This window comes from Roseovarius atlanticus (assembly GCF_019802205.1).
Lineage (GTDB): Bacteria > Pseudomonadota > Alphaproteobacteria > Rhodobacterales > Rhodobacteraceae > Roseovarius > Roseovarius atlanticus_A.
In genome coordinates, this window is sequence record NZ_JAHVHQ010000002.1 from 250000 (window position 1) to 275505 (window position 25506).

A 25506-nucleotide genomic window follows, 5' to 3' on the forward strand; every position below is an offset into this window, starting at 1 on the left:
TCATTCTCAGGTGCCGACGAACCCATGACAAACGCCATGCAAAGCCTCGCCACTGCCAAGCGTACCCCCTACTGGACGGACACCACCGGCCCCCGGCCCGCGTGCCCGCCGCCTCAGACGGACCTGCGCTGCGATCTTGCCATTGTCGGGGGCGGCTTCACCGGGCTCTGGACGGCGCTCGAGGCACGTCGGCGCATGCCGGAAGCGCGCATCGCGCTAGTCGATGCCGGGGTCTGCGGCAATGCCGCCTCCGGTCGCAACGGCGGATTCTGCGCGCCATCCATCTCTCACGGCATCGGCAACGCCATGCAACGCTGGCCGAAAGAGGCCGAGGCACTGGTGCGCCTGGGAATCTCCAACCTCGACGATTTCGAATCCGACCTTGCCGAGTTCGGCATGGAAGTGGAGTTCGAGCGCGAGGGCAAACTGACCGTCGCGGCTACCCCCTGGCAGATCGAGGGGTTGAAGGCACAGCAGGCCCTGCGCCGCCGCTTTGGGGGTGAGTCCCACTTCCTCGAAGGAGACGCCTTGCGGGACCGCCTGAAGTCGCCGGTCTATTCCGCCGGACTTTTCGAGCCGAACTATGCCCTCCTGAACCCCGGCAAGATGGTCGCGGAGTTGCGGCGCGTCGCCTTGGCCCAAGGCGTCGACATCCACGAGCACACCCCGGTGACCGGGATATCAAAGCAGGCTGGCGGCGTGGTGTTGACCACGCCCGGCGGACGGATCGAGGCAAGCCAGGTGGTCCTGGCGACGAACGCGGCACCACCGCTTCTGCGCCGCCTGCGCAGCGCGGTCATCCCGATCTTCGACTACACCATCGTGACCCGCCCGCTCGAGGACGAGGAGCTTGCCGCGATTGGCTGGACCGGCCGATACGGTATCGCCGACAGCGGCAACCAGTTCCACTACGTGCGCAAGACGGCGGACAACCGTATCCTCTGGGGCGGTTTCGACGCGATCTACCACTACGGGTCGCGCCGCGACACCGCCTTTCTGACCGAAAGCGCCAGCTTCGCCCGAATTGCCGCGAACTTCGCCCGCGCCCTGCCCCCGCTCGCGGATGTGGCGCTGACCCATGCCTGGGGTGGCATCATTGACACCTCCGCCCGCACCACGTTCTTCGCCGGAACGGCGCAGGGCGGGCGCGTGGCCTATGCCTTGGGCTTCACCGGGCAAGGTGTCTCCGCCAGTCGGTTCGCGGCGCTGACGATGCTCGACCTTCTGCAAGGGCGCGAGACCGAGAGAACGGCGCTGAGCATGGTGCGCCGCAGGCCCTTCCCGTTCCCGCCCGAACCCTTCCGCTGGCTTGGCATTCGCATGGCCCAGCACGGCCTTGCGCGCGAAGACGCCACAGGACGCCGCTCCGTCTTCAACAGGGTTCTCGACAGGTTCGGCGTCGGGTTCGATTCATGAAAGGAAACAGCATGCCCGGGTCTCCCCGACACGTCCTCGATTTTAGTGACACCGCCGTGGACGGCAAGCAAAGCACAGTCTCTGACCCCGCGGTCGTGGACCGGCCCTATACCGCCCGCAGCTGGCGCCATTTCGAGCGCCCCGAAAGCGGCGCACTGGCCGGCATCTGGGAGGCCGAACCGCATCTGGAGCGGGTCGACTGCGACTATGACGAGCTGTGCCATCTTCTCGCAGGGCGGGTTCGGCTGACCGATGCGGACGGTGTCAGCCAGGAGTTCGGGCCGGGCGACAGCTTTGTCGTCGCCGCGGGCTTTGCCGGAACCTGGGAAAACCTGACGCCCGTGCGCAAGGTGTTCTTCATCCTGCAACCCGACCGGGGCTGAGCCCCGGCCGCGCCGGGGTCCCGCGCCAACCGTCAGCCCATCAGCGACGGCAGATAGAGGCTGATGATCGGGAAAGAGATCAGCAGCGTCAGCGTGATCAGGTCGACGGCGATGAACCAGCTGACCCCGCGGAAGATGGACACCAGCGAAACCCGGTCACCCAGGGCCCCCTTGACGATGTAGACGTTCAGTCCGACCGGCGGTGTGACCAGTCCGATCTCCAGCAGCTTCACCAGGATTATGCCGAAGTAGATCGGCTCGATCCCGGCTTCGCGGGCCACGGGCAGAATGATCGGCATCGTCAGCAGCAGGATGCCGATTGAATCGAGAAAACACCCGAGAATGAGGTAAAGCACGGCGACCATCGCGATCACGATCAGATCGGTGGATCCGAGCGACAACAACGACTCCGCGATGTAACTCGGCACACCGCTGAGGGTCATGAACTTGCCTAGCAATGTCGTCCCGATCACGACCATGAAAATACCCGCGGTGCTGGTCAGCGTCGCCAGCCCGCTGCGGTAAAGCGTCCGCCAGCTCAGCGACCGCCGCACGACCCCCAGAACGATGGCCAGCATCGCGCCCACGGCCCCCGCCTCCGTCGGGCTGAAGAGACCGATGAAAATCCCGATGAGAACCCCGGCGATGATCGCCGGCAAGGGCCAGATTTCCTTCGCCGCATCCAGGAAGTCCCGGCGCGTGAAGCTTTCGGAAACCGCCGGTGCCAGACTTGGATTGAGCGAACAGCGGATGACGATCATTGCGATGAATACGGCCGCCGACAACAGGCCCGGCAAGAACCCCGCCATGAACAGCTTGGCGATCGAAACCTCGGCCAGATAGCCGTAAAGCACCATCAGGATGCTCGGCGGGATCAGCGACCCAAGCGTGCCGGAGGCGGCGATGACGCCGGTTGCCAGGCCGGGGTCATAGCGATAGCGCAGCATTTCCGGCGTCGCGATGCGGGCAAAGGCCGAAGAGGTGGCCACGCTTGAGCCCGACGCCGCCGACAGCATCGCGCAGGCCCCGACGCTGGCCACGGCCAGCCCCCCCGGCAGCCACGCCAGCAGGATGCGCATCGCCCGGAAGAGTCCGGCGGAAATCCCGGCTTCGGACGCCACGAACCCCATCAGCAGGAACATGGGGATGGCGGTCAGGTTCCAGTCCCCGACAAAGTTGAACGGCACCGCCGTCAGCATCCCCCAGGCCGCGCGCGAATTGAGCAGCACGGCGATCCCCACAAAGGAGACCAGGCCCAGCGCAACGCCGATCTGTATTCGCAGCAGCAGCAGGATCAACCCCGCGCCCAGCCCGAGAAATCCGATTGTCAAATTTTCCATTGCTGTCCCAGTTCAGGTCTCGACGTCATCGGGCGCATCCGGCGATGGGTTGAAGTCCGGGTCCGTCACCGCCTGCCAGGCATTCGCGACCACAACCAGCAACGCCGCCGCAAAGCCTATGGGCAGGGCCAGTTTTGCCGGCCAGATGGTCAGAAAGACCGCGCCCATCATCATTTCGTTCATCTCGAGGGACCGCAGGGCATCCGCGCCGGTCTGCCAGAGCAAGAAGCCGAAAAAGGTCGCCGTCACCAGGTACCCGGCCACGAGCACCCATCGCTGCAGTCTTTCCGGCAGCATCTGGTAGACCAGGTCGACCGAAATCGGCTCATGCTTCAACTCGACGAAGGCCAGCGGAAGAAAGACAACCAGTACCATGTGATAGACCGAGATGATCTCGAGGTTGCCGGGGATCGGACGGCCGGCCAGATTGCTGGCCAGCACGTCGATGACCGTCTGAAGCATCATGAGGAACAGGCTCACGGTCGCGAGGACGGCCAGGACGATGCCGAGACGTCTTGTCCAACGCAGTAACATCAATCGTTCCTTTCAGGCTGTCCCCGCTGACCCGGAAATCACTTCAGGCCGTAGGTCGCGACATCGAGCTTGCCATAGATCTCGTCCTTGAAGATCGCCTGCAGCGCGGCCGCATCATCCCGATCCACATCACCCAAAAGATCCTGCCACTTTTCGTAGGTCTCGTTGAATCGCGTCAACAGGTCCTCGGCACCTTCAACGTCGAGCCGCGCCGCGACGTCCAGCGCCATCGGCTCCACCTCCTTGGCAACGAACGCGTCGAGCGCCGCCTGCAGGTCTTCTCCGGGTTCGTGCACGGAAACACCGTGATCGCCCGCTTCGCCAAGCGCGTCCTCGACCGATTGCTCGAACGCGATGGTCATCGTCACGAGGTTGTCAGAAATGCTGTCGACAAGCATCTGACGGTTTTCTTCAGACAAGCCCGACCAGGCAGGCTCGTTCATGGCGTATTGCCATCCCGCGAAATACTGCCCCAGGTCCAGCATGGTCACTTCCTTGGCCACGTCCCAGAGCGACCGCGACTTCAGGTCGTTGGGGGAATTGGCAGCACAGTCGAGCTGACCCTTTTCCAGCCCCGTGAACATCTCCGAAGACGGCACGTTGACCGCGGCCGCGTCCACGGACCCTGCCCAGGACGCGTGAATCGGGCTCGGCATCCTGATCTTCTTGCCCGATATGTCGTCCAGAGTGACGACCGGCGTGGTGCACATCAGCGCATAGGAGGGCGAAGCGTAGCTCCCCAGGAAAACCACGCCCTGCTGCCGGAACATCTGCTGCATCTGGTCGTCGTTCAGGTAGAAGTCCGCGACCGCCGCCGTCAGGACCATGCTGTCGTTGTAGGAAATGCCTAACGCTGCCAGAGCGTTGTCCGCCGGCAGGTCCGAGGGGGTATATGTCCCGGCGTGATAGGTCATGTCCACGATACCATCGCGCAGGCCGGACAGGTGCGCGCCCGGCGGCAACACGGAATCCCCGGTATAGACCTTGAGCGTCAGCGCCCCGCCCGATCGTTCGTCCAGCGCCTGCGCCAGGGCCTGATAGCCATCCTTGACCAGCGGGTAGGTATCGGGAAACCACGTACTCGCCGTGATCTCCTGCGCCACGGCGGGCACCGTCGCGGCCGAGCACAGACCCAGCACGAGCGCTCCTGCAATATGTTTCATGCTACTTTCCTTTTCCCTGTTGTTGGTTATTTTTTTGCATTCCGGACCGGCAGTTTTGTCCCGGCCGCGTCACTCTTTAAGACTTTGCCGCACCCGCGCCCTCATTAAGGGCCGGGCACATCTCGCCCTTTGCCGGCACACGGTTCTCTGGCCGTTCCGGCCACAGACCGTCGCCATGGCCGATCCGACGTGGGCGGGAGCCACGTGCGGCCCGCCGCCTCCGGGACAAAAGGCACATCATGCAGGGCAGTCATTGCTTGAAGCGCATTTCGCCGGATACGGCCTGCAGATCTGCGGATTTCGTCCCGGGCCAGCGAATTCGCTTGTCTTTAAAAAAGTTTCTTTCATTAGTTAGGTTGACGCAAGATAAAAAAATTGCTGTTGTATGTTAATTCAATTATCGAAATGTAGGGCGACATGCTGAACCTGACCGCGCTCAACACGTTCCACGAAGTCGCCCGCAACGGCGGCATCGCGGGGGCCGCTTCGCAACTCAATGTCACTGACGGCGCCATCCGATACCAGATCAGAAGGCTGGAAGAGGACCTTGGCGAGCGTCTCCTCGTCCGAAGCAAACGCACGCTGACCCTGACCTCGGCGGGCCTGTCGTTGTATGAGCGGCTGAACCACGCGTTCCAGGACATGGAAAGGGCCTGCCAGTCGCTGACCTCCACATCCGGTATGGACGACGAGTTGAACATCGCCTGCGCCCCGGCCTTCGCGGGCTCCCGACTGCCCTCGATCATCAAGGCGTACTGCCGGCAATACCCGCTGATGACCGTGCGGGTGTTTCCCATGGGCATGGCGGACGACAGCATGGATATCGTCATTTCCTACGGGGAACGTCCGGTGCCCGGCACGCGCGAGGCGATCCTGCGGGACGAGATGTATTTCCCCGTCTGCAGGCCTGAACTCAGATACGAATGGAACGTCAACAGTCCGGCCGATCTGGCCAATTGCACCGCCCTTCACGCGGACCAGGGCGCCGACTGGATGCGGTTGCTCAGCACCGCCTCGGAAACGAACCTGCAGTTCGCGCAGGAAATATTCTTTCCCAACGCGGCGGTCTCGCTTCAGGCGGCACGGCGAGGCTGCGGGGTCACGGTCGGCACTTCGATACTCTGCGCCGATGATCTGCGCAGCGGCACGCTGGTCAGGCTGCTGGACCTCGAGGTCCCGGCCCCCAATCCCTATTTCGTCATTCAGCCGGGTCAATCCCAGAAGGAAAGCGCAGAGCGGTTCGTGGAAACGCTGATGTCCCAGCTTGAGCGTGACTGACAATTCTGGCGACGAGCCTCGACTGGCTTGACCCGGCCAAGACCCGGCCCTTCCTCGAGGCTCTGGTGGGCGCCATCCGGCAACAGGCGCCTACCAACTGGTGGTCCGCCCGCATAAGATCTCGTTTTGCTGGCGAGAGCATCGCTGGTATTGCTTTCCTCTGGCCCCCGCACTTTCCGGCTCGTATGAGTGACCGATGACACAGACGTCAGCATCCCGGCTCGATGAGCCCACCGGCGGAGAAATCCGGCTTCGCCCGGAAGAGGTTGCGCTATTGTCCGATTGCGTGACATGCATCGGAGAGTCCGTTTTCGTCGATTGCCTGTGCGGCCTCTGTGCGAGCCTGGCCGGTGCCGAGTCCGTTTTCCTCACCGCCTTTTTCCTTCGCGAGAGCCCACTGGGCATTTACTCGAGCCACACCAGCGACACCTCGCAAGACGCTCTGCGCCTGTATACGGACGTCGCCTATGTGCTCGACCCGTTTTACCTGCATTTCCAGACCTCGAAGGCTGACGAGGTGCTGGCGCTGGCGGATGTCGCGCCCGACGAGTTCCGCCAGAGCAGGTATCACCAACTGGTCTACGAGGCGCTTGGCTTGCAGGACGAATGCGGACTGCTCGTTCATGTCACGGATGCGACAGCCCTGTTCTTCTCGCTGGGCGTTCACAAGGCCGGCCAGTCCACCCGGACCGACAGGCTCGACGCGATGAAGCCGGTGATCTGCGCTCTTGCGCGCCGCCACTGGAGCGCTTTTTCACGGGAAGATCCGGAAGGCCGCGGCCGCGTCGCCGCGCATCTGGAACGCGCCTTTTCCGATTTTGGTGCCTCGCGCCTCAGTCCACGGGAAAGCGAGATCGCCCGGCTTATCCTGCGCGGTCATTCGAACAAGTCCATCGCGCGGATACTGGGCAACAGCCCGGAAACGATAAAGGTGCATCGCCGCCGCATCTACGCCAAGCTCGGCGTCGAGACGCAAGGCCAGCTTCTGTCCCTTTTTCTGGATGCGCTCGGCGCGACGCATGTCGGTTTCGAGGGCGATCCGCTTCTCAACCTCCCTGGTTCCTGACGTGGAAACAGCCGCACCACGCAGCGCAGTGTACCCCTTTGAGGGGACTCCCGGGACCAATTAGCCCCGGCTAGGCTTACGTGAAAACTGCTCAAACGTCGTGGTCTCGCGCCCCGGCTCACTCCGATGCGCGCAACCGTATCGTGGCACGAAGGGACCAATCATGACGATCAGCAATGCGCGTTCGGCCTGGGAAAAGGACCGCGACCACCTGATACATCCCTACGCGGATTTCAGCACCTTCAAGGAAGAAGGCAGCCAGGTCATCGCCTCCGCGAAGGGCATGTACGTGACCGATACCGACGGTCGCCAGCTTCTCGACGGTATTGCGGGGCTGTGGTGCGTGAATATCGGCCACGGCCGCGAGGACATGGCGGAGGCGATCTCGCGCCAGGTCCTCGACATGCAGTATTACAATCCCTTCGGTCACTCGACCAACGTACCGGCGGCCGAATTGGGGGCCTGGCTCGCGGAACATGCGCCGGGGAACCTGAACCACGTTTTCTATTCCTGCGGCGGAAGCACCGCGAACGAGGCCGCCGTTCGGATCGTGCATTATTACAACTCGCTACGCGGCAAGCACACGAAAAAGAAAATCATCTCCCGCAAGGACGCCTATCACGGAGCGACCTACCTTGCCGCCAACCTGACCGGCATTCACGCCACGAAAACCAGCTTTGACCGGATCGGCGAGGATATCGTGAGATACGTGTCGGCCGCCAGCCTGTTCGACAAGCCCGAAGACCAGACCGAGGCGCAATTCTGCGACTATCTCGTCCGGGAGTTCGAGGCGGCGATCGACAATATCGGCGCCGGCAACATCGGCGCCTTTATCGCAGAGCCCGTGATGGGCGCGGGCGGCGTCCTTGTCGCCCCGAAAGGCTATCACAAGCGGATGAAGGCGGTCTGCGCCGCGCATGACATTCTCTATATTGCCGACGAGGTCGTGACCGGCTTCGGGCGTCTGGGTGAGTGGTTCGCGTCCGAGCGCGTCTTCGATTACACGCCCGACATCATCGTCTGCGCCAAGGGCATCACTTCGGGCTATATACCGCTGGGCGCCACGCTGATCTCGGACGAGATCCACGACGTCATTGCGAAACCTCAGGCCGAGGGCGGCGTCTTTTCGATGGGCCTGACCTACTGGGGGCACCCGGTGGCCTGCGCGGCCGCGCTCAAGAATGTCGAGATCCTCGAGACAGAGGGTATGCTCGAAAATGCCCGTCATCGCGGTGATGATCTGCTGAACAAGGCGCAGCGTCTGCTTGAGTGTCCCCGCGTCGCTGACGTGCGCGGCCAGGGCTTGATGATGGCGGTGGACCTGATGGCGGACCCCGACACCCGCACACCGTTCGATCCGGGACAGAAGGCGGGTCAGAAGGTCTTTTCGAAATGCATCGAGCGGGGCCTGATCGTCCGGCCCGTGGGGGACCGTCTGGTCTTGTCGCCGCCGCTTATCGTCACGAGCGAGCAATGCGACACCATCGTTTCCACGCTGGAGGAGGCGCTCCAGGAGCTGGATCGCGAAATGGCATGATGCGCCACGTCGAGTGTGTTCGAACGTTTGACCCCAAGCCGCAGCGAGCAGCGACTGCACCCCGCGTGATCGCGGCGGTGCCAGACGCGGGCTTACGTCCGCGCGCAGCTGGCCGCGCAACTCCGACGCGGCACGATGAACCGAAATCCAGAGGCCTTCATGCGTGACTTTCATTTTCCGGGCCGGTCCGCCGCCATCGCGTGCAACGCGATGGTCGCCACCTCGCACCCGCTGGCAACCGAAGCGGCGCTGCACGTGTTGCGCGACGGCGGCAGCGCGATGGACGCAGCCATCGCGGGATCGGCCGTCATGGCGGTGGTCGAGCCGCAGATGACCGGCATCGGGGGCGATTGTTTTGCCCTGCTCAGCGACCCGCGGGATAAAGGCCGCGTCGTCGCGTTCAACGGCTCGGGTCGGGCCCCGGGCAACGCCACGGCCGAGCACCTCGCTGCACAGGGTTTGACCAATGTTCCCATCGATTCCGTTCACTCGGTGACGTTGCCGGGGGCCATCGACGGCTGGTTCAAGCTGCACGAAAATTTCGGCCGCCTCGACATGGATCGCCTGCTGCGCCCCGCGATTGCATTCGCGCGTGACGGTTATCCGGTGCACGCACGGGTCGCGCGGGATTGGCGAAAATCAAAGACGCATCTTGCCGCCCGCGAGGCATCGCGCGCCGTGTTTCTGCCCGGCGGCGTCAGCCCGTCAGAGGGCGACATTCACCGCAACAAGGCGCTGGCCGCAACACTGGACCGCGTGGCGAAAGAGGGACCGAAAGCCTTCTACGAAGGAGAGATCGCCGCCGCGATGGTACGGACCTTGCGTGCGCATGACGGTGTTCACACCGAAGAGGATTTCCATGCGGTAAGCGGCGACTTCGTCGATCCCATCTCCACCGAGTACCGCGGACGTACCGTCTACCAGGTGCCGCCCAACAACCAGGGCCTGACCGCGCTCGTCATCCTCAACCTGCTTTCAGGCTTCGACCTTGCGGGCTTGCCGCCCGGCTCCGCCGAGCGGCTACATCTCGAGGTCGAGACGGCGCGCCTCGCCTATGCGCTGCGCAACCGGCACCTCGGTGAAGACACCGCCATGCGTGTCACGGCCGACGACCTTCTTTCCCGCGCCTTCACGGACGACCTGCGCACGCGCATCTCGCGTGATGCCGCGATGACCGACCTGGGCGCCCTCGACCTTCGCAAGTCCGACACTGTCTACATGACCGTGGTGGACAAGGACCTGAACGCTGTCAGCTTCATCAACTCGGTCTTCGACAGCTTTGGCAGCGGCATCCTGTGCCCGGAAACGGGTGTGCTGTTTCAGAACCGTGGCCACTCCTTTTCGCTGGATTCGGACCATCCCAACGTCTTGGCGCCGGGAAAGCGGCCGATGCACACCATCATGCCCGGCATGGTGTCAGAGGGTGGCAAACCAGTCCTTTCCTTCGGTGTGATGGGCGGAGATTATCAACCGCTGGGCCAGGCCCGGGTGATCTCGGCCCTGTTCGATCACCAGGTGGATCTCCAGCAGGCACTGGACATGCCGCGCCTCTTCACGCCCGGTTCGGTCGTCGAGGTCGAGCGCAGCTTTCCCGCCGACGTGCTGCACGGGCTGATGGCCAAGGGCCACGACCTCGCGGTCGCGCGCGATCCGATCGGCGGAGCACAGGCAATTCGGATCGACCATGAACGCGGCGTGCTCATCGGGGCATCGGACCCGCGAAAGGATGGATATGCGGCTGGCTTCTGACCCGGAGACGTATCGCTGATGTGCGTGGCACCCAATGGACCACCGCGGTCAACGACGCTTCATCATCTGAAAGGCGTCGCAGATCGTGGTGCGCTCGATCTGCACATGGGCACTCATCGGATCGCGCGAAAGGTCCGTTTTTCGGACACGCCGACCGCGGATTTCAGCAGGTGGCCGGAAGGGCCGGACAAGCCTGATCAGTTGGGGGATTCATGGATCGCATTCTGAGCGTATTTGACAAGGTGGCCAGCGCCGCGAACCGGGTTGCCGGGTTTCTGATCCTCGCGCTGATGGTGTCTCAGCTTGCAATCGTCGTGCTGCGGTATGTCTTTTCGGTGGGCACGCAATGGGGGCAGGATCTGTTGGTCTACCTCTTCATGGTCGCCTCGGTCCTGCCGCTGGTGCTGGTCGTCCTGCGCAATCTCAATGTCCGCGTCGACGTCTACTACGTCGGGTTTCCCGAGTCGGTGAAAGCCTGGCTCGACCGCTTCGGCCTGCTGTGCCTTTTCATGCCCGCAATGGCCTACACAGCTTATGTGTCCTGGAGTTCGGTGCTGAATTCCTGGCGGATCGGCGAAGGGTCCGCGACGCTCGGCGGTCTTCCCGGCCTCTACGTGCTCAAGGCGTTGCAGATGGGCATGTTCGGTCTGCTCGCCGTCACCGCGCTCCTTCTCTGCACCCGGCGCCGCCCCTGGAATTACGAAGCCGACAGCAAAGAGCCAGACGCATGACCGGCCACGAGTACTTTCTCATCCCCCTGACAGTGATGCTTCTGGCGGGAATCCTGTCGGGCCTGCCCGTCGGGTTCGTGCTGATCGGCGTGCCCTTCTCGCTCGCGATGGTCGCGTCGGCCTTCGGCGCCTTCGATCTCGCGTTTCTGTCGGCCTTTCCGTCGCGGGTCTTCGGGCTGGTCACGAACCCGATCCTGGTGGCCATTCCGCTCTTTCTTCTGCTCGGCAACCTCTTGGAGCGGTCCGACATCGCCCGCCGCATGATGCTTACGGCCGGGGCGCTCTTCGGCAACCGGCACGGCGGCATGGCGCTCGCCGTCATCCTCGTCGGCGCGCTTCTGGCCGCGTCGACCGGCCTTATCGCCGCGACGATCTTCATGATGGGCCTCATCGCCTATCCCGCGATGGCCAAGGGCGGGTACGACAACCGGCTCTCGGCCGGATTGATCTGCGCCTCCGGATCGCTCGGTCAGATCATCCCGCCGTCGATCCTCCTGATCCTGCTAAGCGACCAGATCTCCAGTGCCTACCAGGCGGGCCGGCGCGAAGCGGGTGATTTCGCGCCCGACCCCGTATCCGTCGGCGATCTCTTCGCCGGCGCGCTGCTGCCCGGGCTTATCCTGATGATGTGCTACATCGTCTACGTCGTGATACTGGTCAGGCTGCGTCCGGCCATGGCACCCCCGATCCGCGTCTCGGATATCGAGGGGATGGGGGAAAGCCTGACATTCCACAGCGTGATGCTGGCGCTCGTCGCCCCCTTGGTGCTGATCGTTCTGGTGCTCGGCTCGATCCTCGGAGGGATCGCCACACCAACGGAGTCGGCGGCGCTTGGCGCTGCGGGTGCGCTGGTCATGGTGGCCATCAGCAGAAGCACCTCGCGCCTGCTTACCTTCGTGTACCTGATGGTCGGGGCCGCGGCGCTGGTGCTGATCGGATTGCGCCTTGGCGGCCTTGTCGGCCCCGACAGCGAACCCGGCGGCCTCGGCATGATTGCAGCGATCGCCGCCTTCGCGGTTTTCGCGTTCGGCGTGGCCGTCGCGATCGTTCAGGAGGCCCGGTCCGGCTCGCTCATGTCGACCTGCAGCGCCACGGCGACCATGGTCTCTTCGATCCTGCTCATCATCATGGGCGCCCTGATGCTGTCGCTGGTGTTTCGCGGGTTCGGCGGCGAGCACACCGTGGATCAACTCCTGACATCGATACCCGGAGGCTCCGGCGGCGCCCTCTTCGCCGTCATGGTCCTGGTGTTCTTTCTCGGGTTCATCCTCGAATACGTCGAGATCATCTTCATCGTGGTGCCGATTGCCGGCGTGCCGTTGATGGCGGCCGGCATCGACCCGGTGTGGTTCGCAATCCTGCTCAGCGTGAACCTGCAAAGCTCGTTCATGACCCCACCTTTCGGATACGCGCTGTTCTATTTCCGCTCCGTCGCGCCTGCCAGCCTCACCACACGCGATCTCTACATCTCGGTCGTCCCCTTCGTGGCGATCCAGTTGTCGGTTCTGCTGCTGATCGCGTTCGTTCCGGAAATCGTCACCTGGCTACCGGAGAAGATTTACAACTAGGCGCCCCATGACCGCGCCCAAGACCCAAAAAACAACCCTAACCAACAGGAGACTTCAGAATGGACAGACGCAAATTTCTAATCGCTGGCACAGTCGCCCCGGCGGCCATCGGGACACCGATGATCGCGCGCGCGCAGGCCAAGCACAACTGGAAGCTCGTGACCTCGCTGCCCAAGAACCTGCCAGGCCCCGGTGAATCCGCTCTGCGCTGGGCCGAGCGGATCACGAGCGCCTCGGACGGTGAGCTGACCGTCACCGTCTACGGCGGCGGCGAATTGGTGCCTGCGTTCGGCACACAAGAGGCGGTCGAGAACGGCGTGGCAGAAGCCTATCATGGCTCTGGCTCGTGGTTCACCGGACGGCACCCGGCGCACGCGTTCTTCACCTCGGCGCCCTTCGGCCTGCTGCAGGACGAGATGCACGCCTGGATGTACGAGGGCGAAGGACAGGATCTTCTGAACGAATTCACCAACCCGCGCGGATTGCAGATTTTCGTCGGCGGCGGCTCCGGCGTGCAAACGGCAGGCTGGTTCAAGAAAGAGATCAACTCTCTCGACGACCTTCAGGGCCTGAATTTCCGCTTCAGCGGGTTCGGCGCCCAGATCTTCAACCGGATGGGCGTCAACGCGGTGTCGATCCCGCCGGCCGAGATCTTTCCTGCGCTGCAGACCGGCACGCTTGACGGTGCGGAATGGGTTGGTCCCGCCTCTGACCAGGCATTCGGGTTCCAGAAGATCATGCCCTACATGTACACACCGTCCTTTGCCGACATCTACGGCGGGCTGGAGTTCGGGATGAACCTCGACGCCTGGAATGCGCTGTCGGATGGTCTGAAGGCGTTGGTCGAGACCGCCTGCGAGGCGGAATGCGTACGATCGGGCGCCTACCAGACCCATTCCAACGTGGTCGCGCTCGAACAGCTTCGGCAGGTCGAGGGCCTGACGATCGGCGTTCTACCCGACGACGTGATGGCGGCCGCTGCCACGGCAGCCAAGGAGGTCATGAACGAAGCGGCCGAGGCCGACCCATTCGTCGCAAAGCTGAAGGACAGCTTCTACGCCTATGCCAAGGCGCAGTCCGACTACAAGAAACTCTACGACGAACCCTTCATGGATGCCCGCACCCGCTATTTCGAATGAGCATCCCGGCCCGGGCGCACAGCGCCCGGGTCGCCGACCGGACTGCCGAACGTGGGAACAGGATGAAGCCCGACCGATAGCGCCCCGTCAGGCACGACCGCACCCATCATTCACCCGGCGTCAAGCCACGAAGCCCTGGGCAAAACGAAACGGCCAAGGGTGTGGATGTTGAGGAACCTCCCTCTCGGCCAGACCCGGTCGAACGCTGTTTCATAAAAGCCGATCGACCGTATGAGGCTTAAGCCTGCAAGCCGTCATTCCGCAATGCGGACCATCCCCGACCTGCCAAATCCGCTTCCGCAAGCCCGCTGCTACGCCGTTCTCTTTCCAGGTACCTGATGTTCTTCGGGCCGATCCCATGCTCCGCGCTGAATGATCCCCCGAACGCAGTCACGGCATGGTCCACAACATAATCCCGCAGCTCCTGTTCGAAGGCCCCGTCCACCGCACCATCGGTTTTCACCAGGTTGAAATGCAAACCGCCATCGCCCAGGTGGCCGAAATCGCAAACCTCCATCATCGGAAAGTCCTCGGCCAGCTTGCGGGTCATTTCGGTTCGGAAAGCGATCACCTTGTCCCGCGTGAACCCAAGGTCAAAGGCGATCAGCGGCCCTGCCGCTTTCACCCCTTCCGACAGCGCATGACGCAGCGCCCAGATTTCCTCGGGCCGGCCGAACAGTGCGTCCTCCAACGGCGCCTCGGGCAGCTCCCACGCTTCGGACAGCACGGCTTCGAGAACCTCGTCCAATGGCGTGTCCCAGGGGGCCTTGGTGGGGCGGGACAGCTCGATCAGCAGGGCGGTTTCCGGGATCTCGCCTCTGGCGAAGGGGTTCTTCAGGGATGGCGCATGGTCAAAGCTATGCGCCATTGCGGCACGCGACATGAACTCGAATGCCGACAACAAAGGCCCGACGCGCAGTTCCAGATGGCGCAGCAAGGTCAGCATCGCGGCATCGCAGGCCGGCACGACAAGAGCGGTGGCCTGTTCGGCAACCACAGGCTCGACGTTCAGGATCGCCTCGGTAATGGTGCCGAACCAGCCGCAGCTTCCGATGTGCATCTGCTTCCAGTCCGGGCCGGTGTTGTCCTTGCGCACAGGGCTGCCAAGCCGCAGCACCTCGCCCTGCGACACCACCGTAAGCCCAAGCGTATTGCGACGCACATCCCCGTAGCGCAGGAAACGCCCGCCGCCGGTGTTGGTCGCCACCATGCCCCCGATCATGGGGTCCGAGCCCAGGTCGATGGGAAAGAACAGCCCATGCTCCGCTAGGCGGTCATTGACCTCCGACAGGCGAAAGCCAGCGCTGACCCGAAGCGAGCGGTTGGCAACGTCCAGGTCGAAGGTCTCGCGCAGGCGCGACAGGCTGAGAGCAGCCTGGGTGCCGGTGTCATCGGGGACCGACGCACCGACCAGGCCAGTGTTGCCCGACTGCGCGACAAAAGGCGTGTCGGTCGTCTGAAGATGACGCATGCACTGCGCCACCTCCTCCGTCGTTTCCGGCAGCAGGACCGCCGGGCTGGTCCCGATCTCCCCCCGGACGCCTCGCAGGTACGCGGCCATCTCCGCTGGCGCGGTGATCGCCCTGATGCCCTCGGGCAGCATCATGCCGCGCTCGAGTTCAACTGTTCCAGCGCGGCAGTGTAGGAGGCGGTCCGCATCGCCTCGTAAAGCTCGAATTCATCGGTGACGCGCTTGCCGAGGGCCGCTTCGAACGCCTCGCGGCTCGACGCGGTCTGGTTTCCGCTGCGGGCCTCGTCGCCAAGGTTCGACTGGAAAATCCCCGCCGCGCTCACCGGCAGGAAATCTTCATAGATTATCGGGCTGATCGTCAGCGCACCCGCGTCGAGCAGCGCGTCAACATCCTCGCCCGTCGCGGCGCCTCGCCCAATGCCGTACTTGAAATAGGCAAGGTCACGATCGTGCAATTCGCGCCAGGTGTCGGGGAAGGCCGCGAAGCCCTCTTCGAGCCTGGCCACGTAGTCCTCCGCATTCGACCCGTCGGCGGCGGGCAGGATGTCCGCACGCACCTCCGCCAGCAAACTGTCATAGAGCGCGCGCCCCTTGGGTGTCAGCGCCACGCCGCGCTGTTCGATCTCGCCGAACCGGGCAGTGTGCTGCCCCTCTTCCCACCCGCCGTTCACGGGAAAGCGGATCGCTTCATTCAGCGCCTTGAACGCCGTTTGCCTGAGCAGGATCGGACAGTCGCGCCGCGGCGGGCCTTCCACGATGGCCTTGGCCGGCAGGCCCTTGGCCACCATCTGGGCCTGGGCCGCGTCGATGTCCAGCGTCCGGGGCGTCAGGTGGTTGATGTGCGGCCCCTTGAACGAGACCACGTCGGCGATCAGGCGATGCGCGCCGATCAACTCTGCAAAGGTGGCATCGTCGACACAGGCCTCCGGGTGCCAGCGGAACGTCTCCAGCACCTCGGCCACGAAACGTGCGGCATCCTCGGTATTCAGCCCCCCTTCGGCTTCGGCCTTCTCGGTCAGGGCGACAGCGCCGTCCGTGAAGATTTGCCGACGCGCCAGCGTGGCCGCGGCCTTGTCGCGCAAAGCGTCATCCTCGATCAGCTCCAGCCGCAGAAGAGAGGTGAAAACGCGAAACGGGTTCTCGGCAAGGGCGTCACGGCCAATCGGACGGAATGCCGTGGAGTGAACCGGCACCGACGCAACCGAGAGATCGTAGTACCCGACCGGCTCCATCCCCATGACGGCAAAGACGCGCCCCATCAAGGCAAGCTCTTCCGCGGTACCCAGCCGGATCGCACCGTGCCGTTCCGCGCTGATCCGGTTCGTGTCTTCGCCCGGGGTCAGCGCCAGCGCATTGTCGTCGCGATCCAGCACATCTGCGTTCACGGTCTCCACGATCTCGACAAGCGTGCCGTAGGCGGGCACCTCCTTGCGATACATTTCCGACATCGCCGCGGAAAAGTCGGCTCGGATCTGGTTTGGGGATACGGTCATATTTTCGTCCTCCTGCGCCTAGAAGCGCCCGTTGGTAAAATGGGTAAGCGTCGCGCCTGTCTCGTAGTAGAGACCCTTGACGGCGGCGTAGCTTTCGGATTGCGGATCGCAGATCGGCAGCGGCAGGTCGCCAGTGCCAAGCGCCCAGTCCGCAGCGGCCCTGCCAAACAGCGTCCCGGGGCAGATGCCACGCCCGCTGTAGCCGAAGATGGAGATGCCGGTCTTTCCACGGCGTTCGATGCGCGGCAGGTGCGTTCCGGTCATCGCGATGCGGCCGGTCCATTCCTGTTCGAACGGAATATCCTTCAACCGGGGAAACAGCCTGGACAGCTTGCGGTGCGCCCATCCGCGGTGAAATGCCCCGCCAAGCCCCTCGAGATTGCCGAGCGCGCCAAAGATCATCCGCCCCGCCTGATCAAGCCGGAAGGCCGACATGACCAACGCCGTGTCCCAACACCCTTCGCCGCCAGCCAGGATGCTGTGCCGCACGTCGTCCGGCAGGGGCGCCGTGGCCAACTGGAAGAAATGCGCGGGGATGATCGCGTTATCGTCCGCCGCGCCCGCGCCATAGGCATTGGTCGCCTGGATGAGCCGGGCCGCACGAACTTCGCCTTGTGCCGTTCGGACGGTCCACCCCTCGCCGGTCTCCGTCATGCTCAGGGCGCTTGTGTCCTCAAAGATCCGCGCCCCCTGCCCCTCAGCCGCGCCGGCCAGTCCCTGAACATAGGCCAGGGGCTGGATGGTACCGGCCCGTCCGTCCCAGAGCGCGCCGCAGTATGCCGCGCTGCCAATGCGCCGCGCGGTTTCGGCGGCATCGAGCAGCTTGACTGGCGCGCCTCGTGCCTCTTGCTGGGCAAAGCGGTTTTCCAGGTCGCGCAGACCGGCCTTCGAGTGGGCACAGTGCAGCGTGCCCCGCCGCGTCGCCTCACACCGGATCTGGTGCTTCTCGATCAGGTCGAACACGATCGAAGGCCCACCAGCCAGCAATTCGTTCAGCTGCCTGCCGGTGGTCTTTCCGATCTTTTCCTCCACCTCATCGGGCGGCGTCCAGAGCCCGGCGTTGACAAGCCCCACATTGCGCCCCGACCCGCCGAACCCGATCGTCCGCGCCTCCAGGAGCGCCACCGAAGCGCCCCCGGCGGCCAGATGATAGGCCGCCGACACCCCGGTGAACCCGCCGCCGATCACCACGACATCGACGGTGATCGCCTCGCTCAAAGGCGCGTAGCGGATCCATTCGGGGGCCGTTTCGGACCACAGGCTGTCCAGGCGCGGGGCGTGTGTCATATCTCGAACGAAATGCCCTGCGCCAGGGGAAGTTCGCGCGAGTAGTTCACCGTGCTGGTCTGACGGCGCATATAGGCGCGCCACGCGTCCGATCCGCTCTCGCGACCGCCCCCGGTTTCCTTTTCACCGCCGAACGCCCCGCCGATTTCCGCACCGGACGGGCCGATATTGACGTTGGCGATGCCACAGTCAGACCCCTGGGCCGACAGGAAATGCTCGGTCTCGCGCACATCGGTCGAAAAGATGCACGAGGACAGCCCCTGCGGCACGGCGTTCTGCATCCCGATGGCCTCATCGAGGTCCTTGTACTTCATCGCGTAAAGGATGGGCGCAAAGGTTTCCGTGTGCACGATCCCGCTCTGCTCCGGCATCTCGACGATGGCTGGCGCCGCATAGGCCGCATCGGGGTACTGGTCCGTCAGCGCCCGACCACCGCCATGCACGGTGCCGCCTTCCACCTTGGCCTGTTCCAGCGCCTTTTCCATCGCCGTCATCGCGCCTGCGTCGATAAGAGGACCGACAAGAGTGCCCTGGTCCAGCGGGCTGCCGATGGAAAGCCCTTCATAGACCTTGGTCAGACGCGGGATCAGCTCGTCGTAGATCTCTTCGTGAACGATCAGCCGGCGCAGCGAGGTGCAGCGTTGACCCGCGGTGCCGACGGCCGAAAAGACAATCGCCCGCACAGCCATTTCCAGATCCGCGGACGGGGCCACGATCATCGCGTTGTTCCCGCCCAGTTCGAGGATCGTCTTGCCCAGACGCTTGGACATATCCGCCGCCACCGACTTGCCCATGGGCACGGACCCCGTGGCCGAGATGATCGCGACATCGCCGGAAGCGGTCAGAACCTCGCCCAGGTCACGCTCGCCGATCAGGCTCTGGATCAGGCCGTCGGGCGCATCGTCGCCGAATGCCTTCATGGCCCGGTCGCAGATTTCCTGGATTGCAAGCTGGGTCAGCGGCGTCTTTTCCGACGGCTTGGCAAGAACCGGATCCCCGCACACCAGGGCGAGCGCGGCATTCCAGCACCAAGGCGCGGCCGGGAAGTTGAATGCGGTGATGACCCCGCAAACCCCCAGCGGATGCCAGGTTTCGCGCATGGAGTGCCCCGGGCGCTCGGACGCGATGGTCAGACCGTAAAGCTGCCGCGACAGGCCGACCGCGAAGTCGCAGATGTCGATCATCTCCTGAACCTCGCCCAGCCCCTCCTGGTAGATCTTGCCGCATTCCAGCGACACGAGGCGGCCAAGGTTCTCCTTTTCGCGGCGCAGCTCTTTGCCCAGAAGACGCACCAGCTCCCCGCGCCGCGGCGCCGGCACCTTGCGCCACGCGTTGAACGCCTCGACGCCCTTGGCAATGGCGGCTTCCGCGTCGGCCACCGTGTGCATCGGAACCCGGGCAATTTCGCTGCCATCCACAGGGGTGGTGACCGAAAGCGTACCGCCGGTGGTTTGCGCGACCGTCAGGCCGCAGGCGTCGAGAATGTCTTGATATTTCATGAAGCTGTCCTTTGGTTCGGGATCAGGCCGTCGACGGCCCGGTTCAGACGTGCGCAACCATCCTCGAGATCGGCGCGCGCGTAGGCGTAGGAAAGACGGAAATGCCCCGGCAACCCGAAGGCGCGGCCGGGCACGATGGCAAGCCCCGTCGCAGCCAGGACGTAGGCGCAGAAGTCCGCATCCGTCTCCAGCAGCTTTCCGTCCGGTGTGACTTGCCCAAGCACCGCCTCGCAAGACGGGAAAACATAGAAGGCCCCGTCCGGCATCGGGCAGGAAATCCCGGGAATGGCATCAAGCGCGGCCACCACGAAATCGCGGCGGTCGCGGAACGCGTCCCGTCGCTCCGGGATATGGCTCTGCTCCCCCGTGACCGCTTCCAACGCGGCGGCCTGCGCTATCGAACAGGCGCCCGATGTGATCTGCCCCTGCACGGCCAGCATGGCCTTGACCAGATCCGCCGGCGCAATGCCCCAGCCGATCCGCCAGCCTGTCATGGCATGGGCTTTCGACACGCCGTTGATCACGATGGTGCGCCCTGCCAGATCGGGGCAGGCCTCGCGGAACGAGGTAAAGGGCACATAACAGATCAGGTCGTAAATCTCGTCGGATGCGATCCAGACATGGGGATGCCGCGCCAGGACCTGTCCGAGGGCGGCCAGTTCGGCGGCAGTATAGACAGCGCCCGAGGGATTCGACGGCGAATTGAGCAGCACCCAGCGCGTGCGCGGCGTGATCGCGGCCTCGAGCTGCGCCGGTGTCATCTTGAACCCCGCCGCGGCCCCGCATCGCACAAGGACCGTTTCACCGCCCGACAAGGCGACGATGTCGGAATAGCTCGTCCAGTACGGCGCCGGCACGATGACCTCGTCCCCGGCGTTCAGCGTCGCCAGGAACATGTCGGCCAGCACCTGTTTCGCGCCGGTGGCGACAATGACCTTGCCCGGCTCGGCCCCTGCCTTCTCGGCAATGGCGGCGCGCAGCGCGGCGGTGCCGGCGGTGGGCGGATAGCGCGTCTGGCCGTCCTGCATCGCCCTGTAAGCCGCGTCGCAAATGTGGGGCGGCGTCGGAAAGTCGGGCTCCCCCGTGCTTAATGCCAAAACGTCATGCCCTTGGGCACGCAGACGCGCGGCCTCCTCGGAGATCGCAACAATCTCCGAAAGCGCCATTCCATCGATTCTGTCAGCTTTTTTCAGCATAAACCGCTCCTGATTCACGGCGGTGTTTGACATGGAGCGAGCCGGTATGTGAAACGAAATTATCGTATAAGTCATGCGAAAGCCTCATACCCATGCCCAACCCAAAGCGTTTCCTGCCCCCGATGTCCGCACTGCGCGCTCTGGAGTCCTTCGAGCGAACGGGAAATGTCACGCAAACCGGCCTTGAACTGGGCGTGACCCAAAGCGCGGTCAGCCGCCAGCTTAAACTTCTCGAGGAGTACCTCGAAACCCCGCTCTTCATGCGCGACAAGAAAAGCATCAAGTTCCTGCCGGCCGCGCGGACCTATTGCACCCAGGTCAGGGCCGCGCTGGACCAGATCGGAACGGCAAGCCTGCGCCTCAAGGCGAATCCCGCAGGGGGGCAGCTTAACATCGCGATGCTCCCGGCCTTCGGCGTCCGCTGGCTGGCCCCGAAACTCCCCGATTTCGTGGCGCGTCATCCCGAGGTCACCGTGAACCTCAGCACCAGGCTGAGACCGTTCGACTTCGCCGCCGAACCCTTTCACGGCGCCATCCATTTCGGCCAGAAGGACTGGTCCGACGTGGCCTACCACGAACTCATGCGGGAATATGTCGTCCCCGTGGCATCGCCGAAAGTGGCCGGAACACTTCGCGGCACCACGGTGAGCGACGTGTTCTCGCTGCCGCTCCTCCACCTCGACACACGCCCGGACGCGTGGGAAAACTGGGCCAGGGCGCTTGGAGAAGACCTCAAATGCCCTGCCGGAATGCTCTTCGATCAGTTCGCTTCGATGATCCAGGCCGCGATTCACGACATGGGCGCGGCACTGTTGCCGACCTACCTGGTCGAGAACGAATTGCAGGATGGCAAACTGGTGGCGCTTTGGTCGGAAAGCAAGACCAGCATCGGCACGTACTATTTCGTCTGGCCCAAGGATGAACCGAACCATCAACCCCGGGACCTGTTCGTGAACTGGCTGGCAGAAGTAAAACACTGAGATGCGCCGGCGCGCACCGGCCTGGGGCAGCTCTTCGATGCAGGCGGAAATTCCGCCGCGACATTTGATGTTTCACCCGCCCTTCAGTAGCATTCTTCGAACCTCAGCAAACGGGATACAAGCATGGCAGACCAATTCCAGCCGACAGGGGCCGCCGCAACGCTGGACCGCCCTGCGTCCGGCACGGCCTATCTGAACCAGTCCGCCCTGGATTGGCAGGAAACCGGCACCCAAGGGTTCGAAACGAAACCCCTCTACGAATCCTCCTCGGGCGATATGACAATGCTGATGAAAATTGCCCCGGGCGCGTTTTCCGAGTCCCACGCACATGAAACGGTCGAGGAAATCTACGTGCTGGAAGGGTCATTCTATGATGACGAGAACAGCTATGTGCCGGGCGATCTCATCATCCGCGCACCCGGCACCATGCACACGGCGGGCAGCAAGTCGGGCGCTCTGGTGCTGTTGAAGTTCTCGCCCGGCTGACAGGCATTATTTCGTATTCACAGGTCCGCGTCGCCCCCATGTCGCGCAGTTCGGCGCACTCCGCCAGATACGGACTTCGGACCCACCGCTTTCGCTTGCGCGCAAAGGCAGCATAGCCTCAAGGCGTCCTCGGTGGAGGAACACGATAGCGGCCGCTTGCTTCGAATGCACTGGCAAAGGACAAGAGGTCATTGTCGGACCAGCCCCGTCCCGCAAAAGTAAGGCCGACCGGCATCCCGATGTCATCCGCAACGCCCATCGGCACGGTGACCGTGGGAACGCCGCAATGGCGGATCGCCAGGTTTCCGTTCGCGACCCAGGTGCCGTTCCGCCATGCCAGGTCGGCCGAGGCGGGTGTAACGTCGGCATCGGCTGGCCCGATATCGGCGACTGCCGGGAAAATCACCGCGTCCAGTCCAAGCGCGTCCATCCAGTCCTCCAGGTCTTCGCGCCGCGTCGCCTCCAGCCCCTCGAGCCCTTCAGCGAGCCAAGGGATGTCCCGGAAATCTTCGACCGCCTGCGCGCGCGCAATGGCCGGATATTCGGCGATGTCGTGATCGAACCCGAAATAGCGATCTGGCAAGGCCCCGTCGGGCCGGGGAAATATCCGATCCCCGTCCACGTCGCTCAGGCGGCTCAGACGCGGGTCCGCATTCAGGCGCAGGAAGGTATCCCATGACCAGGCCGACAGGTCCCGGACTTCGCGATCCAAGAAGGCTTCGGGAACAAGACCGCGGGTGCGGATCGTAGGCGCCCCTGGGCGGTCGCCCTCGTATCTCGTGACAAGCGGAAAGTCGGTCCTGATCACCTGTGCCCCCGCGGCCTCCAACGCAGCGCACGCACGCTCCATAAGGCGCACGAAGGACGGCCGCGTGTCGATGCGTTGCCCGGTAAGGCCGCCGATCCCGCCTGCGGGGTTGGTCCCCGCCTCCGGGTCCGCGTTGACATACATCGCAGGCAGGGCAAAGCGCCGGCCTTTCAGCGTCGCGCTATCAGCCAGGGCCGAATAGGAGTCTGGCCGAACCTCTGACGCCGCCGGTATCGGCACCCAGGGCTGCATCCGCCAGAAATCGCCCTCGGTCTCGGGATCGTCGGCGACGAGAACGTCAAGCAGTGACAGCATGTCCCCCATGCTTCTGGTATGCGGCACGACCACGTCCATGGTCGGAATCAGCGGCCAGTTGCCGCGTACCGAAATCACGCCACGGCTGGGGGTGTAGGCGCATAATCCGTTGTTCGAGGCCGGCGCCCGCCCGCTCGACCATGTCTCTTCGCCCAAGCCGAAGGCCGCGAAACTTGCCGCCGTCGCGGTGCCCGAGCCGTTCGAGGAACCCGAGGCAAAGGCCGCCGTCAGGAAGTCGGCGTTATACGGGGACTCGGCCCGCCCGTAGAGCCCGCGCTGCATCCCGCCATTGGCCATCGGCGGCATGTTCGTCAAGCCGATCAGGATCGCCCCCGCCGCACGCAGTCGCGAGATGACGAACGCGTCTTCGCTGGCGACGAGATCCTCAAAGGCCGGCGAGCCGCTGGCCACGGTCATGCCGCGCACCTTGTAGCTGTCCTTGGCGGTATAGGGGATACCGTCGAACGCCGACAATGTTTGTCCCGCCGCCCGGCGCGCATCCGACTCCCGCGCTTCTGCAAGGGCATCCGGGTTCAGCAACGGCACGGCGTTCAGCCGTATCCCGCCCTGATCGTAACAGGCGATACGGGCGAGATAGACCGACACCAGTTCCTCGGCCGTTGTCTCGCCCGAAGCAAGCGCAGCCTTCAAATCTGCAATCGAAGCCTCTACGACCTCCATATCCCGCTCCTCGTCACAAGTGCCTGTCGCTCCGCAGGGCCCAGCGTTTCCGCGGTCCGGGCCGTCCGAAAACGGCCCTCCTATATGGTCAACGGCCGACACAGACCGCAAGCGGCCCGTATCGGTCCGGCCGCACGCGATGTTCACCGCGGGAACGAGGCAAAAGCCCCGAACGCCCGCGGCCTTTCCCTGCCTAGCTCAGCGAACAGTCCGGATCGCTCGCCTCGACCCGTCCGAAGTGCTCCTCGATATCGAACAGCCCGTCCGCCCGCGCCCGGCCGATGATGGAGTTGGTGGACATGATGTTGGTCTCGGGCGAAACCGACACCGTGCCCTGGGGTGCCTCCAATGTCATGCTCGTGATCGCCTCGACCAGTTCGGCATCCGATGTGCCGCCCGTCTGCTCCACCGCCGCCGCGTAGAGCATGAACCCGGTATAGGCCGCCTCGGAGATGGAATTGACCAGCGCGTTTTCACCGAACATGTCGCGGTAGGCGGCGACGAAGGCGCTGTTCTCGGGGCTTTCGATGGTGGTGAAATAGGACTGCGCCGACAGCATGCCTTCCGCCTCGCCATCGGGCAGCGCGCTGGTGGTGAAGACCTCGTCGAAGGCCTGCGTCACATAGGCGGGCTTCATGTCGAAACTGCGGTACTGCTTGACCGCCGTGATTGCGTCGTTCCCCACCACCATGGTCCAGACCATGTCCGGATTGGCCTCGCGCACCTTCTGCATCGACGGGCCGAAATCCTGCGTGCCGAACGGGAAAAGATCCACGCCCACAACCTCGCCGCCGTGTTTTTCAAAGGCCTCCTGGATGATCCTCGACGACACCTGCGCCCAGGCATAATCCGATCCCTGGATGTAGCAGGTCTTGCCGACATTCTCGATCAGCCAGGGGACGTAGTTGTCGATCTGCTGGTTCGGCACACCCCCGGTGGCGATCATGAAGGGGTCGCATTCCCCGCCTTCGAAATAGGTCGGGTAGATATAGAGCTTCTTGGCCGGGCCGGTGACCGACAGCGTCGCGGTGCGCTCCAGACTCAGGATGCCGCCCATCATCACGTCAACATTGTCCGAGAAAAGCAGCTTGCGCGCCTTGTCCACCGCGCCCTTGGTGCTGGTCTGGTTGTCCTCGATGATCAGGTTCACCTCTCGCCCGCCGATGCCGTTCTTGGCATTCAGCTGCGCCGCGGCCAGCTTGTAGCAATTGGCCAGCGTCTCGCCCAGGATCGCGGACAGCCCGGTGATCGGCGCCGTGACGCCCACGTTGATCACGTCCGCCGCTCGCACGATCGACGGCGCCCCGAACGCCAGCACCCCCGCCGCCCCGGCGGATTTCAGCATTTGTCGTCTCGAAATACTCATGGTTCTCTCCTGTCGGTTCA

The 25506-nt window shown here is 63.9% G+C and carries 21 protein-coding genes; 11 read left to right on the top strand and 10 right to left on the bottom strand.

All coding sequences use genetic code 11. The features are described from left to right. Nucleotides 1-24 precede the first annotated feature (24 nt). Nucleotides 25-1416: an NAD(P)/FAD-dependent oxidoreductase gene (locus KUV49_RS01340; RefSeq protein WP_222451271.1), complete on the top strand. Its 1392-nt coding sequence runs from the start codon at nucleotides 25-27 to the stop codon at nucleotides 1414-1416. Nucleotides 1417-1427: 11 nt separating this feature from the next. Beyond that, nucleotides 1428-1799 carry a cupin domain-containing protein gene (locus KUV49_RS01345; RefSeq protein WP_222451272.1) on the top strand — a complete coding sequence of 124 codons (372 nt, stop codon included), beginning with the start codon at nucleotides 1428-1430 and terminating at the stop codon, nucleotides 1797-1799. 32 nt (nucleotides 1800-1831) lie between these two features. Here the strand turns inward: KUV49_RS01345 and KUV49_RS01350 are convergent, their stop codons facing one another. The 3 genes from KUV49_RS01350 to KUV49_RS01360 are packed head-to-tail and all read right to left on the bottom strand — an operon-like array spanning nucleotide 1832 to nucleotide 4836. After that, the gene (locus KUV49_RS01350) at nucleotides 1832-3139 is read right to left on the bottom strand and encodes a TRAP transporter large permease (protein ID WP_222451273.1); all 1308 of its coding nucleotides are present in this window, start codon (nucleotides 3137-3139) and stop codon (nucleotides 1832-1834) included. A gap of 12 nt (nucleotides 3140-3151) precedes the next feature. Further along, a complete protein-coding gene (locus KUV49_RS01355) occupies nucleotides 3152-3673 on the bottom strand; it encodes a TRAP transporter small permease subunit (protein ID WP_222451274.1) in 522 nt (173 codons plus the stop codon). Nucleotides 3674-3711: 38 nt separating this feature from the next. Next, a complete protein-coding gene (locus KUV49_RS01360; RefSeq protein WP_222451275.1) occupies nucleotides 3712-4836 on the bottom strand; it encodes a C4-dicarboxylate TRAP transporter substrate-binding protein in 1125 nt (374 codons plus the stop codon). Between the two features lie 417 nt (nucleotides 4837-5253). On the opposite strand from KUV49_RS01360, the gene KUV49_RS01365 reads away from it, so the two are divergent. The 7 genes from KUV49_RS01365 (at nucleotide 5254) to KUV49_RS01395 (ending at nucleotide 13904) form a co-directional block, all read left to right on the top strand. Continuing rightward, nucleotides 5254-6114 carry a LysR substrate-binding domain-containing protein gene (locus tag KUV49_RS01365; RefSeq protein ID WP_222451276.1) on the top strand — a complete coding sequence of 287 codons (861 nt, stop codon included), beginning with the start codon at nucleotides 5254-5256 and terminating at the stop codon, nucleotides 6112-6114. Between the two features lie 196 nt (nucleotides 6115-6310). Continuing rightward, complete coding sequence (locus tag KUV49_RS01370; RefSeq protein WP_222451277.1) at nucleotides 6311-7180, top strand: helix-turn-helix transcriptional regulator; 870 nt, start codon at nucleotides 6311-6313, stop codon at nucleotides 7178-7180. Nucleotides 7181-7343: 163 nt separating this feature from the next. Then, on the top strand, nucleotides 7344-8717 hold the full coding sequence (locus tag KUV49_RS01375) for an aminotransferase (RefSeq protein WP_222451278.1): 1374 nt from the start codon (nucleotides 7344-7346) through the stop codon (nucleotides 8715-8717). Nucleotides 8718-8876: 159 nt separating this feature from the next. Further along, nucleotides 8877-10466: a gamma-glutamyltransferase gene (gene ggt / locus KUV49_RS01380; RefSeq protein WP_261391475.1), complete on the top strand. Its 1590-nt coding sequence runs from the start codon at nucleotides 8877-8879 to the stop codon at nucleotides 10464-10466. 212 nt (nucleotides 10467-10678) lie between these two features. Next, nucleotides 10679-11197: a TRAP transporter small permease subunit gene (locus KUV49_RS01385; protein WP_222451279.1), complete on the top strand. Its 519-nt coding sequence runs from the start codon at nucleotides 10679-10681 to the stop codon at nucleotides 11195-11197. Next, complete coding sequence (locus tag KUV49_RS01390) at nucleotides 11194-12765, top strand: TRAP transporter large permease subunit (RefSeq protein ID WP_222451280.1); 1572 nt, start codon at nucleotides 11194-11196, stop codon at nucleotides 12763-12765. The genes KUV49_RS01385 and KUV49_RS01390 overlap by 4 nt, the downstream gene beginning before the upstream one ends. A 59-nt stretch (nucleotides 12766-12824) precedes the next feature. Further along, nucleotides 12825-13904 (top strand): TRAP transporter substrate-binding protein, encoded by a 1080-nt coding sequence (locus tag KUV49_RS01395; protein WP_222451281.1) that lies wholly within the window; start codon nucleotides 12825-12827, stop codon nucleotides 13902-13904. A gap of 238 nt (nucleotides 13905-14142) precedes the next feature. Here KUV49_RS01395 and KUV49_RS01400 read toward each other — a convergent pair whose 3' ends face one another. The 5 genes from KUV49_RS01400 to KUV49_RS01420 are packed head-to-tail and all read right to left on the bottom strand — an operon-like array spanning nucleotide 14143 to nucleotide 20925. Continuing rightward, a complete protein-coding gene (locus tag KUV49_RS01400; protein WP_222451282.1) occupies nucleotides 14143-15510 on the bottom strand; it encodes an FAD-binding oxidoreductase in 1368 nt (455 codons plus the stop codon). Next, nucleotides 15507-16868 carry a VOC family protein gene (locus KUV49_RS01405; RefSeq protein ID WP_222451283.1) on the bottom strand — a complete coding sequence of 454 codons (1362 nt, stop codon included), beginning with the start codon at nucleotides 16866-16868 and terminating at the stop codon, nucleotides 15507-15509. Before KUV49_RS01405 ends, KUV49_RS01400 begins: the two co-directional genes overlap by 4 nt. A gap of 18 nt (nucleotides 16869-16886) precedes the next feature. Beyond that, on the bottom strand, nucleotides 16887-18155 hold the full coding sequence (locus KUV49_RS01410) for an NAD(P)/FAD-dependent oxidoreductase (protein ID WP_222451284.1): 1269 nt from the start codon (nucleotides 18153-18155) through the stop codon (nucleotides 16887-16889). Next, complete coding sequence (locus KUV49_RS01415) at nucleotides 18152-19654, bottom strand: aldehyde dehydrogenase family protein (RefSeq protein WP_222451285.1); 1503 nt, start codon at nucleotides 19652-19654, stop codon at nucleotides 18152-18154. The genes KUV49_RS01410 and KUV49_RS01415 overlap by 4 nt, the downstream gene beginning before the upstream one ends. Next, nucleotides 19651-20925 (bottom strand): pyridoxal phosphate-dependent aminotransferase, encoded by a 1275-nt coding sequence (locus KUV49_RS01420; protein ID WP_410000771.1) that lies wholly within the window; start codon nucleotides 20923-20925, stop codon nucleotides 19651-19653. Before KUV49_RS01420 ends, KUV49_RS01415 begins: the two co-directional genes overlap by 4 nt. A gap of 17 nt (nucleotides 20926-20942) precedes the next feature. On the opposite strand from KUV49_RS01420, the gene KUV49_RS01425 reads away from it, so the two are divergent. Further along, nucleotides 20943-21830, top strand: coding sequence for a LysR family transcriptional regulator (locus tag KUV49_RS01425; RefSeq protein WP_152496584.1), 888 nt, complete (start codon nucleotides 20943-20945; stop codon nucleotides 21828-21830). Between the two features lie 123 nt (nucleotides 21831-21953). Next, complete coding sequence (locus KUV49_RS01430; protein ID WP_222451287.1) at nucleotides 21954-22316, top strand: cupin domain-containing protein; 363 nt, start codon at nucleotides 21954-21956, stop codon at nucleotides 22314-22316. 118 nt (nucleotides 22317-22434) lie between these two features. Here KUV49_RS01430 and KUV49_RS01435 read toward each other — a convergent pair whose 3' ends face one another. Further along, nucleotides 22435-24120 carry an amidase gene (locus KUV49_RS01435; RefSeq protein ID WP_222451288.1) on the bottom strand — a complete coding sequence of 562 codons (1686 nt, stop codon included), beginning with the start codon at nucleotides 24118-24120 and terminating at the stop codon, nucleotides 22435-22437. Nucleotides 24121-24313: 193 nt separating this feature from the next. Continuing rightward, the gene (locus KUV49_RS01440; protein ID WP_222451289.1) at nucleotides 24314-25486 is read right to left on the bottom strand and encodes a substrate-binding protein; all 1173 of its coding nucleotides are present in this window, start codon (nucleotides 25484-25486) and stop codon (nucleotides 24314-24316) included. Nucleotides 25487-25506: the final 20 nt, after the last annotated feature.

Excerpts from the sequence above, each read along its gene's own strand:
- KUV49_RS01350 (WP_222451273.1), bottom strand. The coding sequence starts at position 3,139 with ATGGAAAATTTGACAATCGGATTTCTCGGGCTGGGCGCGGGGTTGATC.
- KUV49_RS01430 (WP_222451287.1), top strand. The coding sequence starts at position 21,954 with ATGGCAGACCAATTCCAGCCGACAGGGGCCGCCGCAACGCTGGACCGC.
- KUV49_RS01385 (WP_222451279.1), top strand. The coding sequence starts at position 10,679 with ATGGATCGCATTCTGAGCGTATTTGACAAGGTGGCCAGCGCCGCGAAC.
- KUV49_RS01410 (WP_222451284.1), bottom strand. The coding sequence starts at position 18,155 with ATGACACACGCCCCGCGCCTGGACAGCCTGTGGTCCGAAACGGCCCCC.
- ggt (WP_261391475.1), top strand. The coding sequence starts at position 8,877 with ATGCGTGACTTTCATTTTCCGGGCCGGTCCGCCGCCATCGCGTGCAAC.
- KUV49_RS01390 (WP_222451280.1), top strand. The coding sequence starts at position 11,194 with ATGACCGGCCACGAGTACTTTCTCATCCCCCTGACAGTGATGCTTCTG.
- KUV49_RS01420 (WP_410000771.1), bottom strand. The coding sequence starts at position 20,925 with ATGACTTATACGATAATTTCGTTTCACATACCGGCTCGCTCCATGTCA.
- KUV49_RS01365 (WP_222451276.1), top strand. The coding sequence starts at position 5,254 with ATGCTGAACCTGACCGCGCTCAACACGTTCCACGAAGTCGCCCGCAAC.
- KUV49_RS01415 (WP_222451285.1), bottom strand. The coding sequence starts at position 19,654 with ATGAAATATCAAGACATTCTCGACGCCTGCGGCCTGACGGTCGCGCAA.
- KUV49_RS01370 (WP_222451277.1), top strand. The coding sequence starts at position 6,311 with ATGACACAGACGTCAGCATCCCGGCTCGATGAGCCCACCGGCGGAGAA.
- KUV49_RS01440 (WP_222451289.1), bottom strand. The coding sequence starts at position 25,486 with ATGAGTATTTCGAGACGACAAATGCTGAAATCCGCCGGGGCGGCGGGG.
- KUV49_RS01425 (WP_152496584.1), top strand. The coding sequence starts at position 20,943 with ATGCCCAACCCAAAGCGTTTCCTGCCCCCGATGTCCGCACTGCGCGCT.
- KUV49_RS01435 (WP_222451288.1), bottom strand. The coding sequence starts at position 24,120 with ATGGAGGTCGTAGAGGCTTCGATTGCAGATTTGAAGGCTGCGCTTGCT.
- KUV49_RS01405 (WP_222451283.1), bottom strand. The coding sequence starts at position 16,868 with ATGACCGTATCCCCAAACCAGATCCGAGCCGACTTTTCCGCGGCGATG.
- KUV49_RS01375 (WP_222451278.1), top strand. The coding sequence starts at position 7,344 with ATGACGATCAGCAATGCGCGTTCGGCCTGGGAAAAGGACCGCGACCAC.
- KUV49_RS01345 (WP_222451272.1), top strand. The coding sequence starts at position 1,428 with ATGCCCGGGTCTCCCCGACACGTCCTCGATTTTAGTGACACCGCCGTG.
- KUV49_RS01360 (WP_222451275.1), bottom strand. The coding sequence starts at position 4,836 with ATGAAACATATTGCAGGAGCGCTCGTGCTGGGTCTGTGCTCGGCCGCG.
- KUV49_RS01340 (WP_222451271.1), top strand. The coding sequence starts at position 25 with ATGACAAACGCCATGCAAAGCCTCGCCACTGCCAAGCGTACCCCCTAC.
- KUV49_RS01395 (WP_222451281.1), top strand. The coding sequence starts at position 12,825 with ATGGACAGACGCAAATTTCTAATCGCTGGCACAGTCGCCCCGGCGGCC.
- KUV49_RS01400 (WP_222451282.1), bottom strand. The coding sequence starts at position 15,510 with ATGATGCTGCCCGAGGGCATCAGGGCGATCACCGCGCCAGCGGAGATG.
- KUV49_RS01355 (WP_222451274.1), bottom strand. The coding sequence starts at position 3,673 with ATGTTACTGCGTTGGACAAGACGTCTCGGCATCGTCCTGGCCGTCCTC.